The organism is Cycloclasticus pugetii PS-1, assembly GCF_000384415.1.
Classification (GTDB): Bacteria; Pseudomonadota; Gammaproteobacteria; order Methylococcales; family Cycloclasticaceae; genus Cycloclasticus; species Cycloclasticus pugetii.
Window position 1 is genome coordinate 469,483 of record NZ_ARVU01000001.1, and the last position, 13,457, is coordinate 482,939.

Consider the following 13,457-nt stretch of genomic DNA (forward strand, 5'->3'; position numbering starts at 1 on the left):
ATGCGAATACTAGGTATTGATCCGGGCTCTAGAACCACAGGTTATGGTGTTATAGAGGTGTCTGGGCGAGAAGTTAAATACGTCGATAGTGGGTGTATACGAACCGGTGGTGGTGCACTACCTGACAGGTTAAAAAAAATATACCTTGGTGTTCGTGAAATAATGCAGCATTATCAACCCCAAGAAATGGCGGTAGAGCAAGTTTTTATGGGGCGTAATGCCGATTCGGCGTTGAAGTTAGGGCAAGCTAGAGCCTCAGCAATTTGTGCGGTATTTGATCATGATATTAAAGTGTTTGAATACGCAGCACGTCAGATCAAACAAGCACTGGTTGGTAGAGGCAGTGCCGATAAAACACAGGTTCAACACATGGTTAAAATTTTATTAAAGCTACAAGGCGACCCGCAAATGGATGCCAGTGATGCGTTAGCAGTGGCGTTGTGTCATTTCCATACGGATCAAACAAATCAAGCAACTTCGAAGGTGTTTGCATGATTGGTTTTTTACGTGGCACGGTAGACGAAAAGCAAGCGCCACATGTTGTGATAGATGTAAATGGGGTGGGTTACGATGTTGAAACACCTATGTCGAGCTTCTTTAACCTACCAGCATTAGGCGAGACAGTATCTCTCCGGACTCATCTTGTCGTTCGAGAGGATGCCCATGTATTGTATGGTTTTTTAACGGAGCAAGAACGGGCGTTATTTAGAAGCCTGATTAAAGTAAATGGAGTGGGCCCTAAAGTTGCCTTGGGTATTTTATCAGGCGTGAGCGTTAGTGATTTTTGTTTGTGGGTGAGTGATAGCAATGTAGCCGCTCTAGTGCGTTTACCCGGTATAGGCAAAAAAACGGCGGAACGATTAGTGATTGATATGCGTGATCGTTTGCCAGAGGAAACAGTTACGACCACGCCACCACCGTTGGGCGTGTTGATGCAAAAAACATCAGCTGTTGAAGAAGCGATTAGCGCTTTAGTGGCGTTAGGCTATAAACCGCAAGATGCTGAAAAGCGTGCACGAGCCGTAGCCAGTGATGATGCTAGCAGTGAACAAATTATTCGTTCTGCCTTACAATCAGCCGCAAAGAAATAAAAGTAACCGACATGATAGAAAGCGATCGACTCATTAGTTCTGACAACTTGCTGGATGATGAAGCAATAGACCGAGCTATTAGACCTAAAACCTTAACGGATTATATTGGTCAGCCGGCAATCCGTGAGCAGATGGAAATTTTCATGTCAGCTGCTAGGTCACGTTCAGAAGCGCTAGACCATGTACTGATTTTTGGCCCACCGGGCTTAGGTAAAACCACCTTGTCACACATCATCGCCAATGAAATGGGGGTGAACTTACGTCAAACATCTGGCCCTGTGTTGGAAAAGGCCGGTGATTTGGCTGCGCTACTAACTAATCTTGAAGAAGGCGATGTATTATTTATTGATGAAATTCATCGCCTAAGCCCTGTGGTAGAAGAAATCTTGTACCCAGCGATGGAAGATTATCAGCTAGATATTATGATAGGTGAAGGTCCAGCAGCGCGTTCAATTAAGCTGGATTTGCCTCAGTTTACTCTAGTGGGAGCGACTACTAGAGCTGGATTGTTAACCTCACCATTACGTGATCGGTTTGGTATTACGCAGCGTTTAGAGTTTTATAATGATGCCGATTTATCACACATTGTTCAGCGTTCAATGGATATATTGGCCTTGCGGTCAGACGCTGAGGGGGCTAGAGAAATTGCCGTAAGATCACGAGGAACACCGCGCATTGCAAACCGCCTGTTAAGACGTGTTAGGGACTATGCGGATGTCAAAGGTGATGGTGTGATTACGGCGGATATAGCAAATAAAGCGTTGTCGATGTTAGAGGTGGATAAAAGCGGATTTGATAAATTAGATCGCCGCTTATTAAATACCTTAGTGGATACGTTTGATGGTGGTCCAGTGGGTGTAGATAGTTTGGCCGCTGCATTAAGTGAAGAACGAGGCACGGTTGAAGATGTGTTAGAGCCCTACCTTATTCAAAAAGGTTATATTATGCGAACGCCTCGTGGTCGAATGGCAACACGTCATGCCTATGAACACTTGGGCTTAAAGGCACCGAATAAATTGAACATAGATGCAGACGATACAGTGTCTGAGGCAGAGTAGGGTCAGCTGATCCAATAGCAATATATGATGCACGATAATCATCAATGGCCAATACGTATTTATTACGAAGATACGGATATGCAAGGGATTGTGTATTACGCTAATTACTTGAAATACTTGGAACGAGCACGGACGGAGTTTTTGCGTAGCAATGGCTTTGAACAAGATGTATTGATAAGCGAACAAAATGTCGCATTTGCAGTAAGGGCGGTTCAAATGGATTACTTGAAGCCAGCAAAGTTTAATGATAATTTGCTGGTGCTTACACAAATAGCAACATTAAAACGTGCCTCATTAGTTTTTCAGCAAGCAATTGTGCGGGCAGACAATAACCGTGAAATAATAAACAAAGCCGTTATAAAGGTGGCTTGCCTTGATGCGCAAAGTATGAAAGTCAAAGCCATTCCACAACAAATGATTGAGCAATTAACATGACAAATGATTTATCCATCGTTCACCTGATAACACAAGCGGGGCCCATCGTAAAACTGGTGATGTTGATGTTAGTTGTGGCCTCCGTTATTTCGTGGACCTTTATTTTTGCAAAATACAAAGAATTTCAATCTGCATTTAAGGTAACTAATACATTTGAAAAGCGGTTTTGGTCTGGGATTGATCTTAATGAATTATCGCGCCAAATAGGTTCGGCTCACCATAGCCGATGTGGTATGGAGAGCATTTTTCATATGGGCTTTCAAGAGTATAAGCGTCTGAAAGAACAATCTGGCATGGAGCCGATGCATGTTGTTGAAGGTGCACGCCGTGCAATGCAGGCTCAGTACACACGAGAAATGGATGTGCTAGATAACCATCTACCTTTTTTAGCGACAGTCGGCTCAACAAGTCCATACGTTGGTTTGTTTGGTACGGTATGGGGCATTATGAGCTCATTTCAAGCATTAGGTAATATGAAGCAAGCAACATTGGCCTTAGTGGCACCAGGTATTTCAGAAGCGCTGGTGGCGACGGCAATGGGTTTGTTTGCGGCCATTCCAGCGGTTGTTGCATATAATCGGTTTTCAAACAATGCTGACCGCTTGGCCACACGTTACGAAACATTTATGGACGATTTTACAACCGTGTTGCAACGCCAGGCACATGTCAGCATGAATGAGAAAAGCAGTGGCTCGTAGCACAAAACGTCGGCCGATGGCTGAAATTAATGTGGTGCCTTATATCGACGTTATGTTGGTATTACTGATTATTTTTATGATTACCGCGCCACTTATTCAACAAGGTGTAGAAATTGATTTGCCGCAAGCCGATGCTGAGCAGGTTGACGATGATAATATTCAACCATTAGTCGTAACAGTAGATCAGCAAGGGCAATATTATTTAGACGTAGGTGAAAAGACGGATGAGCCAATTTCAACAGACACCTTACAAATTAAAGTAGCAGCTGTCTTACGTAATAAACCTAAAACGCCGGTGATGATACGGGGTGATAAAGGCGTGCTATATGGTGAAGTGGTACGAGCAATGACTAGCTTGCAAGCTGCAGGAGTACCAAGCATTGGTCTGCTAACGGACCCAAATCAATAACAACAATAACGATGATGGATTTATTTAAAAAATATCCAGTTGCGGTCATATTGTCTGTTGTTTTTCATTTGCTGCTAGTGGCATTCTTTATGTTTAGTGCTGACATTTTTAGTGAGAAAAAAATTAATCCAAAACCAACAGTTAATGTTGTAAAAGCAACCGTTATTGATGAGTCTAAGATTAAAGCCGAGGCGGAAAAGCTTAAAAATATAGAAAACAAAAAGCGTCTACAAGAGCAGGCACGTTTAAATGAGATTAAAAAGAAAAGGTTAGCGGAAGAAAAAAGAATAGCTGATTTGAAAAAACAGCAAGAACTACAAAAACAGAAGCTCGCTAAACAAAAAGCCGACGAAGCCGCCAGACAAGCGAAGTTGAAAGAGAAAAATCTATTAGCAAAGAAAAAAGCTGAAGCCGCAGAAAAAAAGAAACGGGCGGATGAAAAAAAGAAGAGAGAGCGTCTGGCTCGTGAAAAAGCCGAAAAATTAAAAGCAGCAAAAGAGAAAGCAGCAAAAGAGAAAGCAGCAAAAGAGCAGGCTCAAAGAGAGCAAGCATTGCGCGAGTTGGCAGCTCAAGAAGAGCAGGAGATTAGAGCGCAAGAAGCCGTTGCGAGCTATACTGATTTGATTAGGCAGAAAGTAGAACGAAACTGGATTCAACCGCCTGGAGATATTACCGGCTTAGATTGCGTGGTTCGTGTTCGCTTAATTCCAGGTGGGGATGTGATTGATGCGCAGGTGATAAAATCCAGTGGTAACGCACTTTTTGATCGTTCGGTTGAGCGAGCAACAAGAAAAGCCGCGCCTTTACCATTGCCCAATGACCCTAAGATGTTCAATTTTTTTAGAACGCTTGAGTTTTACTTTAGGCCAGGAGATTAATAAAGAATGCAAAAAATGATTAAAACGGTTTTATTTTTAAGTGCTTTTGTAACTTTTTCGGCGATGAGCGAAGCCTTAAGAATTGAAATAACGCAAGGTGTTTCATCTGCCCAGCCGATTGTGATTGTGCCTTTTTCAAGTGAACAAGTCATCGGAGGTTTGCCGGTTGATATTGCTCAGATAGTTAGTGATGATTTAGCGCGCAGCGGTCGATTTAAACCCCTGCCCCGGACAGATATGTTGAATAAACCATCATCAGCAGAGCAGGTTAATTTTCGTAATTGGCAATCGCTGGGGCAAGACAATTTAGTAATTGGTAGGGTGACACCCACCGCAAATGGCATGTTGACGGTGCAGTTTCAGCTATTTGACGTATATAAAGGCGAGCAATTAACGGGGTTTAGTATTCCTGCTAACACAGCTAATTTACGTGGTGTCGCGCACCGTATCAGTGATTTGATTTACGAAAATTTAACTGGTCAACAAGGTGCCTTTAGTACACGCATGGCATATGTCACATCAATGATGGGGGCTAATGGAAAGCAGGAGTATAAAATTCAAGTCGCGGATGCAGACGGATACGGTGCAAAGACCATTGTTACTTCAACTGAACCGTTAATGTCGCCTTCTTGGTCACCAAGAGGAGATAAAATTTCTTATGTGTCGTATGAAGGACGGCGGTCCTCTATTTATACGCAAACATTACGAACCGGTCAGCGTGAAAAACTGCGCTCGTTCAAAGGGATTAATGGCGCCCCTTCTTGGTCGCCAGACGGCAGCCAATTAGCGTTAACTCTTTCGAAAGATGGCAGCGCTGATATTTATATTTATAATGTGATTACTCGCTCATTTCGTCGTTTAACCAGAAGTTATGCAATTGATACTGAGCCTGATTGGTCACCTGATGGGCGGCACATTATTTTTACCTCTGACCGAGGTGGGAAGCCGCAAATTTATCGCATATCGGCTAGTGGTGGCCAAGCCGCTCGCGTAACATTCGAGGGGTCGTATAATGCCAGAGCCAGTTATTCGCCAGATGGAAAATATATCGTCATGGTACATCGGGTTAATGGCCAGTACCGCATAGCAACGCTGGATTTAAAATCAGGTTTTACCAATATTCTTACTAATGGAAGCTTAGATGAATCACCCAGTTATGCGCCTAATGGTAGTATGATTCTATATTCAACGAATGATGGCTTGAAATCGATATTGGCTGCGGTATCATCTGACGGTAAAGTACGACAAAAACTTCGCCTGCAAGAGGGTGAAGTTAGAGAGCCAGCCTGGTCACCTTTTAAATAGTAAATTGAGGAATAAAATGAAAATGTATAAAAATGTAGTAATGGGTCTTTTGCTTTCAACAGCGTTGGCAGGATGTAGCATGTTTGGTGGCGATGATGTTGCTACGGGAACTAGCGATGGAGTTAATGGTGTATCAACTGGCGGTGCAAGTACTTCGGGCGTAAGTGATGGAAGTAGCTTTTCAGGCCATCCGCTTGATAACCCAGCAAGTCCTTTGTCAACAAAGGTTATTTATTTCGCATTCGATAGCAGTGCAGTAGAACCACAATATGAAGCTGTTTTGGCCGCTCATGGTGCTTATTTAGCAGCTAATGTAGGCGTGTCAGTGATTGTTGAAGGGCATGCTGATGAGCGTGGTACACGCGAATACAATGTTGCGCTTAGTGAAAAACGTGCAAAAACAGTACAAAACTTATTGTCACTCCAAGGTGCTGGCGAAAGCCAAACAGAAGCAGTAGCACTTGGAGAAGAAAAACCAGTTGCTATCGGGCATGATGAATCGGCTTGGCGTTTAAATCGTCGCGTTGAACTTATTTACCCAGCGCATTGATCAGTAAAAAAATATTAGGGCAGTTTGCTGCTCTTCTAGTTGTCAGTGGGGCTGCTTCGGCAGCCCTACCGCCAGTTGTTGATGGAAGTGGTCGCGTAATAGCATCTCCTGCACAGCAAGCATCAGCTTCAAGTATGCTGGGAATGTATAACCGATTGGAACAATTGCAACGTGAAGTTCAGCAAATGCGTGGTCAGATTGAAGAACAAAATTACCTGATCGAAACATTAAAGAAGCGTCAGCGTGATTTATATTTGGATATAGATGGTCGAATCGCACAATTAGAATCGGGTAATTCATCAGCCTCAATCACTGCATCATCGGGTTCGCTAGCACAGGCAGTAAATAGTGGTATATCGGCTCAAAGCAGCCCTTCAGCACCTTCGCAAACGAAAGTAAGCAGTGGGCAAGATAAGGTTGCATACGACGAAGCGTTTTCAAGTTTGAAATCAGGCGATTATCAGCAATCAATTGCTGATTTTTCTCAGTTTGTTACCACGTTTCCAACCAGTGTTTATATACCCAATGCTTTGTATTGGTTGGGTGAAGCTAGCTACGTTAGCCGAAACTTTAAGCGCGCACTAGACGAGTTTACTAAAGTTGTTTCGCAATACCCAGCTCACTCAAAAGCTAAAGACGCGATGTTAAAAATAGGCTTTATTCAATATGAGAATAAACAGTGGCAGCAAGCCCGTGAAACACTAGGAAAGGTCATCGCTTCTTATCCTGATACAACGGTTTCAAGCCTTGCACAGAAAAGACTTGAACGTATGCGTCAAGAAAAGCATTAAACAACTTCTTAATTTCTAGTTTTAATCGCTATGCCCAAAGATACTCTTCGGATTACTGAAATTTTCTACTCACTTCAAGGCGAAGGGAAAACAGTAGGCCTGCCGACAACCTTTATTCGTTTAACAGGTTGTCCCTTACGGTGTGGCTATTGTGATACAGAGTATGCTTTTTATGGTGGGGAAACGCGGAGTATTGATGAGATTGTGCAACAAGTGAATGAATTGGGTGCGCACTATATTAATGTTACTGGTGGCGAACCGTTGGCTCAGAAAAGGGTACATGAGCTGATGAAAACGCTGTGCGATGCTGGTTATCATGTTTCGCTGGAAACTAGCGGTGCCTTAGATGTGTCCGGCGTTGATCCGCGGGTTATTAAAGTGTTAGATGTGAAAACACCGGCATCTGGTGAAATGGCTAAAAATCGCCATGAAAATTACGATTGTTTAACAAAACAAGATCAAGTGAAATATGTCATTTGTGATAGAGACGATTTTCAATGGTCGAAACAACACCTGCAAGAATATGCCTTAAGTGATAAATGTGAGGTACTGTTTTCACCGGTGCAGGGTGAGCTGAAAGCAAGCGACCTTGCTAACTGGGTATTAACTGATAAATTACCAGTCAGATTTCAAATTCAATTACATAAATACCTATGGGGCGATGAGCCCGGTAAGTAGACAGTTATATACGGTTCAGAATGTTAAAAAAAGCAGTTATATTAGTGTCAGGAGGTCTTGATTCGGCTACTGTATTGGCTATTGCCAAGTCGCAAGGCTATGAGTGTTATGCGCTTAGTTTTGACTATGGGCAACGCCATGACTCAGAATTAGAAGCGGCTAGTCGACTCGCCAAAATTTATGATGTGCAAGAGCATAAAATCATTGAATTAGGGATGGGAGAGTTTGGTGGTTCTGCGTTAACAGACGACGAAATAAACGTTCCAACCGAAAAAGCAACGGGAATTCCCGTCACTTACGTGCCAGCTAGAAACACTGTATTTTTGTCAATCGCACTAGGGTGGGCCGAAGTTCTTTCGGCATGGGATATTTTTATAGGTGTTAATGCGGTGGATTATTCAGGTTACCCCGATTGTCGACAGGAGTTTATTAACGCATTTGAAAACTTAGCCAATTTAGCGACTAAGGCAGGTGTGGAAGAAGGTGGCTTTAAAATACATACACCGCTCATTAACCTTAGCAAAGCACAAATAATCCAAAAGGGTGAAGCCTTAAACGTTGATTACAGTGAAACAGTCTCATGTTATCAGGCTAATACTAAAGGTGAAGCATGCGGAGAATGTGAGTCTTGCCGCTTACGTCAACAAGGCTTTGAAAAAGCAAAAGTACAAGACCCGACACGATATCAGCACTAAATATTAATATTAGTCTTAAAAGTAACATTTAAACACTACATTCGACTTGCCTTTTTGCGTCAATCCGGTATCATTCTCGCCTCTTGGAGGGTCGTTAGCTCAGCTGGTAGAGCACCGCACTTTTAATGCGATGGTCGCGCGTTCGAATCGCGCACGACCCACCATCCTAATCAAAAAAAGCCGACATAATCGTCGGTTTTTTTGTGCCCGTAGGTTGGGTATGCTGCTTAAACTCAACACGCCAACCAGACACATTGTGATCCAGTACTCTTTGACTGGATCTCCAGCATTTTAGATTTGATGCGCGGCTTTGTACGAGACCAAAATATTACTGTTTACCGATTACCGATAGTACAACGAGGTAGTTCGATAGCACTTTATCTTGGGCTGTTTCTTTTTTTGCTACCGCTGTTATTTTATCTGGGTTTGTAACACTTATATCGAATAGGCCAGATGCTGTGCAGTATTTAACTTAGCTTGATCCTTTGCGTTATTTTTAATTATGATCAGATCTGTTTTTATGAAAGGAGTAGAACTTGCATTGTTATGGACAAAGTATTGGCCAATGCTGGTTATCGCCTTACTTTCACTGATTACAGCACGGTGGTTAGTTAAATATCAAATGTATTAAGTAGACCTTATTAAATCGTTATATTCTCTTTACATTAGTGTGGAAATGGATATTTAATTGATTATAAAGGCAAGGAGTCATTATGGAACATAGAGACCCTAGTAAAAGTGTTAACACGTTAGACCGTATTATTCACGCTGCTGAAGGAAAAATAACGGCGGGGATTTCACCAACATCAATGATGTTAGCTTATATCGATTGGGCTATACATTTGGCTAATTCGCCTGGGAAACAAGGCGAGCTGATTAAAAAAGCGATGAAAAAAAATAGCCGCTTTTTGAGTTATGTTGTTAAGTGTTTGACTCACCTTGGAAATGATGTGGACAACCAGCGTTGTATAGAACCGTTGCCACAAGATAAGCGCTTTGAATCAGATGCATGGAAGAGATTACCGTTTTCACTTTATGCTCAGTCATTTTTATTGACTCAGCAGTGGTGGCACAACGCGATAACGGGTGTTAATGGTGTTTCTAAGCATCATGAGAATGTTGTTTCGTTTACGACACGCCAGTTGCTGGATGTGATCTCTCCCTCAAATTTTTTGCTGACAAACCCGGATTTATTAAAGGTCACCGAACAAGAAGGGGGGCAAAACTTAGTAAGGGGAATGCAAAACCTCTTGGAAGATTGGGGACGAAGTAGCAGGGGTGAAGGCCCTGTCGGTATTGAAGCATTCAAAATAGGGGAAAACCTAGCCACAACGCCAGGGAAGGTTGTGTATAGCAATCACTTGATTGAATTGATTCAATATAGCCCGACGACTGACAAGGTTTATGCGGAGCCGATTCTTTTTGTGCCAGCTTGGATTATGAAGTACTACATCATGGATTTATCTGAACATAATTCAATGGTTAAGTTCTTGGTCGATAATGGGTATACGGTTTTTATGATTTCTTGGAAGAACCCAACAGAGGAAGATCGTGATTTAACACTAGAAAATTATATAGACTTGGGTGTAGGGCATGCATTAGAGCAAGTTTCATCAGTGATACCGAATAAAAAAATTCATACAGTTGGTTATTGTTTAGGAGGGACCTTATTAACATTGGTTGCCGCAGCATTGGCTAAAGAAGATAACAGTATCATTGGTTCAATTACGTTATTTGCTGCACAGACTGATTTCTCTGAGGCTGGAGAGTTAATGCTTTTTATTGACCACAGTCAGGTTGCTTACTTAGAGGATATGATGTGGGAACAAGGTTACCTAGATACAAAACAGATGAAGGGAGCATTCCAGTTATTGCGCTCCAATGATTTAATCTGGTCAAGGGTATTACATGATTATTTGTTGGGGCAACGCGCACCAATGAATGACTTAATGGCTTGGAATAGCGATGCAACAAGAATGCCTTACAAAATGCACTCTGAGTATCTTGAACAGCTTTTCATGAATAATGATTTTTCAGAACATCGTTACAAGGTCCATGGTAAACCTGTTTCTTTAGGGGATATTGATTGTCCGCTCTTTGTTGTAGGAGCGGAGAAGGACCATGTGGCACCATGGAAATCAGTATACAAAATCAAACACTTAACGCGTACAGAAGTGACCTTTTTACTGACTAGTGGTGGACATAATGCAGGGATCATTAGTCAGCCTGGTCACCCAAACCGTCATTACCGTGTTTCATTAAAGAAAAAAAGTGATAAGTACCTTTCACCTGATAAATGGTTGGAGTCAACAGGTGTTAAAGAAGGTTCATGGTGGTTGGAATGGGAGCGCTGGTTGGTCAGTAAAAATGAGGCGGAAAAGGTCGCACCACCAAAAATGGGTATAAAGGGTAGCGTGGCTAAAAGCTTGATAGATGCTCCAGGACATTATGTTTTAGAACATTAAGTGTTTGATCAGATCAAATAAAAATACTCACTAGGCTTGAAGAGAACTTAAGGTCAAACAAAGATTGTTATGTAGATGGGCTGGCTATTAACACGGAGGTGTTGGAAGCAGAACTTGCGGATACTAAGTGTATATCATCATTTAAGTGAAGCTAAAACAATATTAAAAGCCGATGTTAGTAAAGTTAATGTAGCTTTATATACGATAACTGCCAAAGAGGTGGTTTCGAGGTTATTGGCGCGGTTGGTGGGGTGGTTTTTCTCATCTTACATTTATTTGCATTTTTTAATGCGGGTGATATATCTCTAAACCAAAGGCTGGCTCAGTAACTGTTGGCATCATGCTGGGTTTGTTTTTAGGTAAGCAATTAGTTTTTTTTTGGTTTTAGTTGGTTAGCCATTAAGTTAAAATTAAAGGCACTATCTAGTGGAAGTAATTGGATGCAATTATATGGAGTCTCTATTCTGACTGGTATAGGTTTCATGATGAGCTTGTTTATTGTCTCTCTAACCTCCACCGATGCCAGCTTGTTTCAATATACTGATAAACTAGCTATCTTGTTGGGTTCCTTTGCATCGGGAGTTTTTGGTTACTGGATCCTTAATTGTTGCAGAAAACAGTCTACTTAGAAGGGTAGAGATATGTCATCGGGTTATCTTGAAGATTTAATTATTCTACTGGTGGCTGCCGTAGCGGTGGTGCCGATATGCCAAACGTTAAAACTGGGTGCTGTTCCTGGCTTTTTGATTGCAGGTTTAGCTGTTGGTCCATCCGGCCTAGGGCTCATTCATAATCTATCTGAAATCCGTCACTTTGCTGAAATAGGCATAGCCTTTCTTTTATTTGTGATTGGGATTGAGCTTAAGCCGTCGCGACTCTGGCAGATGAAACGAATGGTTTTTGGTTTAGGTACGCTCCAAGTGCTGATAACAGGCTTGGTCCTTGTTGCAGTGAGTTACTATGTTTTTGAAGTTCCATTACAAGCAGCAGCTATTATTGGTCCGGCATTAGCGCTGTCATCAACAGCTTTTGTTTTGCAACTTTTAAGTGAACAACGTTTGTTGAAATCAACATACGGTAGAACATCATTTTCGATTCTCCTTCTTCAGGATTTGGCCGTTGTGCCGTTACTGGCATTGGTCAGTCTTTTAGGCGTGTCAGAAATAAGTATGGGGGATGATATTGGTTTAGCGCTGGCAGAGTCTGTATTTACTCTGTTGATGGTGATTTTATTTGGGCGCTATTTTTTACACCCTGTTCTTCATCGGATTGCGTTAACAAAAATTCCAGAAGTGTTTACGGCGTCAGCTATATTGGTTGTTCTTGGTGTGTCGTTGATTGCCGAGAAGGTTGGCTTATCAATGGCGATGGGCGCGTTTATAGTTGGTATGCTGATGTCTGATTCCTCCTATAAACATCAGGTTATTTCTGAAATTAAACCGTTTAGAGGGCTGCTATTGGGGTTGTTTTTTATGACAATGGGGATGTCATTAAACCTTGGTTTGCTGATTGATCAGCCGTTGCTTTCAATGGGGCTAGTTGCGTTATTGATTGGTATTAAAATACTGATTTTATTCCCATTAACTTATATGTTTGGTTTAAGTAAGGGGAAAAGCTTAGCGGTTTCATTGGTTTTGGCTCAAAGTGGTGAATTTGCATTGGTGCTGTTTTCCTTATCACTAGACTCAGGCATTTTAGCGCCGGCCCTTCATCAACAACTGTTATTAGTGATCTTAATTAGTTTATTAGTCACGCCAATATTGGCCGAATGTGCAAGAAAGGTGGTGACGAAGAAGAAATTGATAGGAATAAACCCTTCCGAAGTGCCTAAATCATCGCCAATAATACTAGCGGGTTTTGGTCGTGTTGGGCATCGGATAGGAGATATTCTAAAGTTAGCGGGAAAGCCCTTTGTTGCTATTGATATCGACCCTAATATTGTTCGAAAATCTCAAGCGAATAACCTTCCGGTCTATTATGGAGATGTTTGTAATAAAGGATTGCTTGATTCAGTTGGTGTCGGAGATTCGCGCATAGTCATTGTGACGGTTAATGATATGGAAACATCAAAATTAATTGTTGGGTCTTTACGGCAAACTTACCCAGATTTAGCGATTTACGTTAGGGGCGGCAATTCATTAGAGTGTACCCAGTTATTAGAAGTAGGGGCCTCAGCAGCTGTATCAGACACCATAGAAGCGAGCATTGAATTGGCTGGGATGGGGTTAACTTCATTAAAGGTAGCGGAAAAAGAAAAGAAAAGTATTCTGACCAACTACGCTAAACATTATTATGAGCAAATAAAACTAGCGAAGAAATACTAGCTAGGTTTGTTTAGATTGAACAGCGCTATCAATCACCTAAAATAAAACTTTTGTGAGAATAAAAAAGTTTTATTTTCAGT

The 13,457-nt window shown here is 41.9% G+C and carries 14 protein-coding genes, 1 tRNA gene and 1 pseudogene; all 16 read left to right on the forward strand.

From position 1 onward, the window contains the following. Positions 1-495: a crossover junction endodeoxyribonuclease RuvC gene (ruvC, locus tag CYCPU_RS0102355; RefSeq protein WP_020161826.1), complete on the forward strand. Its 495-nt coding sequence runs from the start codon at positions 1-3 to the stop codon at positions 493-495. Next, on the forward strand, positions 492-1,091 hold the full coding sequence (ruvA, locus tag CYCPU_RS0102360) for a Holliday junction branch migration protein RuvA (RefSeq protein WP_020161827.1): 600 nt from the start codon (positions 492-494) through the stop codon (positions 1,089-1,091). The genes ruvC and ruvA overlap by 4 nt, the downstream gene beginning before the upstream one ends. 11 nt (positions 1,092-1,102) lie before the next feature. Continuing rightward, positions 1,103-2,149 (forward strand): Holliday junction branch migration DNA helicase RuvB, encoded by a 1,047-nt coding sequence (ruvB, locus tag CYCPU_RS0102365; protein WP_020161828.1) that lies wholly within the window; start codon positions 1,103-1,105, stop codon positions 2,147-2,149. A 24-nt stretch (positions 2,150-2,173) separates the two neighbouring features. Further along, positions 2,174-2,584 carry a tol-pal system-associated acyl-CoA thioesterase gene (gene ybgC / locus CYCPU_RS0102370; RefSeq protein WP_033422295.1) on the forward strand — a complete coding sequence of 137 codons (411 nt, stop codon included), beginning with the start codon at positions 2,174-2,176 and terminating at the stop codon, positions 2,582-2,584. Further along, the gene (gene tolQ / locus CYCPU_RS0102375; RefSeq protein ID WP_016389860.1) at positions 2,581-3,282 is read left to right on the forward strand and encodes a protein TolQ; all 702 of its coding nucleotides are present in this window, start codon (positions 2,581-2,583) and stop codon (positions 3,280-3,282) included. The genes ybgC and tolQ overlap by 4 nt, the downstream gene beginning before the upstream one ends. Continuing rightward, positions 3,272-3,691, forward strand: coding sequence for a protein TolR (gene tolR / locus CYCPU_RS0102380; protein WP_232228549.1), 420 nt, complete (start codon positions 3,272-3,274; stop codon positions 3,689-3,691). Before tolQ ends, tolR begins: the two co-directional genes overlap by 11 nt. An 11-nt stretch (positions 3,692-3,702) precedes the next feature. Then, positions 3,703-4,569: a cell envelope integrity protein TolA gene (gene tolA, locus CYCPU_RS0102385; RefSeq protein WP_232228554.1), complete on the forward strand. Its 867-nt coding sequence runs from the start codon at positions 3,703-3,705 to the stop codon at positions 4,567-4,569. Positions 4,570-4,575: 6 nt separating this feature from the next. After that, positions 4,576-5,874, forward strand: a complete 1,299-nt coding sequence (gene tolB / locus CYCPU_RS0102390) for a Tol-Pal system beta propeller repeat protein TolB (RefSeq protein WP_015005286.1) — start codon at positions 4,576-4,578, stop codon at positions 5,872-5,874. A 16-nt stretch (positions 5,875-5,890) separates the two neighbouring features. Next, a complete protein-coding gene (locus CYCPU_RS0102395; protein ID WP_020161831.1) occupies positions 5,891-6,424 on the forward strand; it encodes a peptidoglycan-associated lipoprotein in 534 nt (177 codons plus the stop codon). Next, a complete protein-coding gene (gene ybgF / locus CYCPU_RS0102400; protein WP_020161832.1) occupies positions 6,421-7,215 on the forward strand; it encodes a tol-pal system protein YbgF in 795 nt (264 codons plus the stop codon). The genes CYCPU_RS0102395 and ybgF overlap by 4 nt, the downstream gene beginning before the upstream one ends. A 30-nt stretch (positions 7,216-7,245) precedes the next feature. Continuing rightward, on the forward strand, positions 7,246-7,893 hold the full coding sequence (gene queE, locus CYCPU_RS0102405) for a 7-carboxy-7-deazaguanine synthase QueE (RefSeq protein WP_015005289.1): 648 nt from the start codon (positions 7,246-7,248) through the stop codon (positions 7,891-7,893). Positions 7,894-7,913: 20 nt separating this feature from the next. Next, positions 7,914-8,588, forward strand: a complete 675-nt coding sequence (queC, locus tag CYCPU_RS0102410) for a 7-cyano-7-deazaguanine synthase QueC (RefSeq protein WP_015005290.1) — start codon at positions 7,914-7,916, stop codon at positions 8,586-8,588. Between the two features lie 88 nt (positions 8,589-8,676). Then, positions 8,677-8,752 (forward strand) — tRNA-Lys (locus tag CYCPU_RS0102415). Positions 8,753-9,301: 549 nt separating this feature from the next. Then, complete coding sequence (locus tag CYCPU_RS0102420; RefSeq protein WP_015005291.1) at positions 9,302-11,053, forward strand: PHA/PHB synthase family protein; 1,752 nt, start codon at positions 9,302-9,304, stop codon at positions 11,051-11,053. A 389-nt stretch (positions 11,054-11,442) separates the two neighbouring features. Continuing rightward, positions 11,443-11,682: pseudogene (locus CYCPU_RS12185) on the forward strand (Na+/H+ antiporter NhaA); the annotation flags it as partial. Positions 11,683-11,694: 12 nt separating this feature from the next. Next, complete coding sequence (locus CYCPU_RS0102425) at positions 11,695-13,377, forward strand: monovalent cation:proton antiporter-2 (CPA2) family protein (RefSeq protein WP_020161833.1); 1,683 nt, start codon at positions 11,695-11,697, stop codon at positions 13,375-13,377. Positions 13,378-13,457 lie beyond the last annotated feature (80 nt).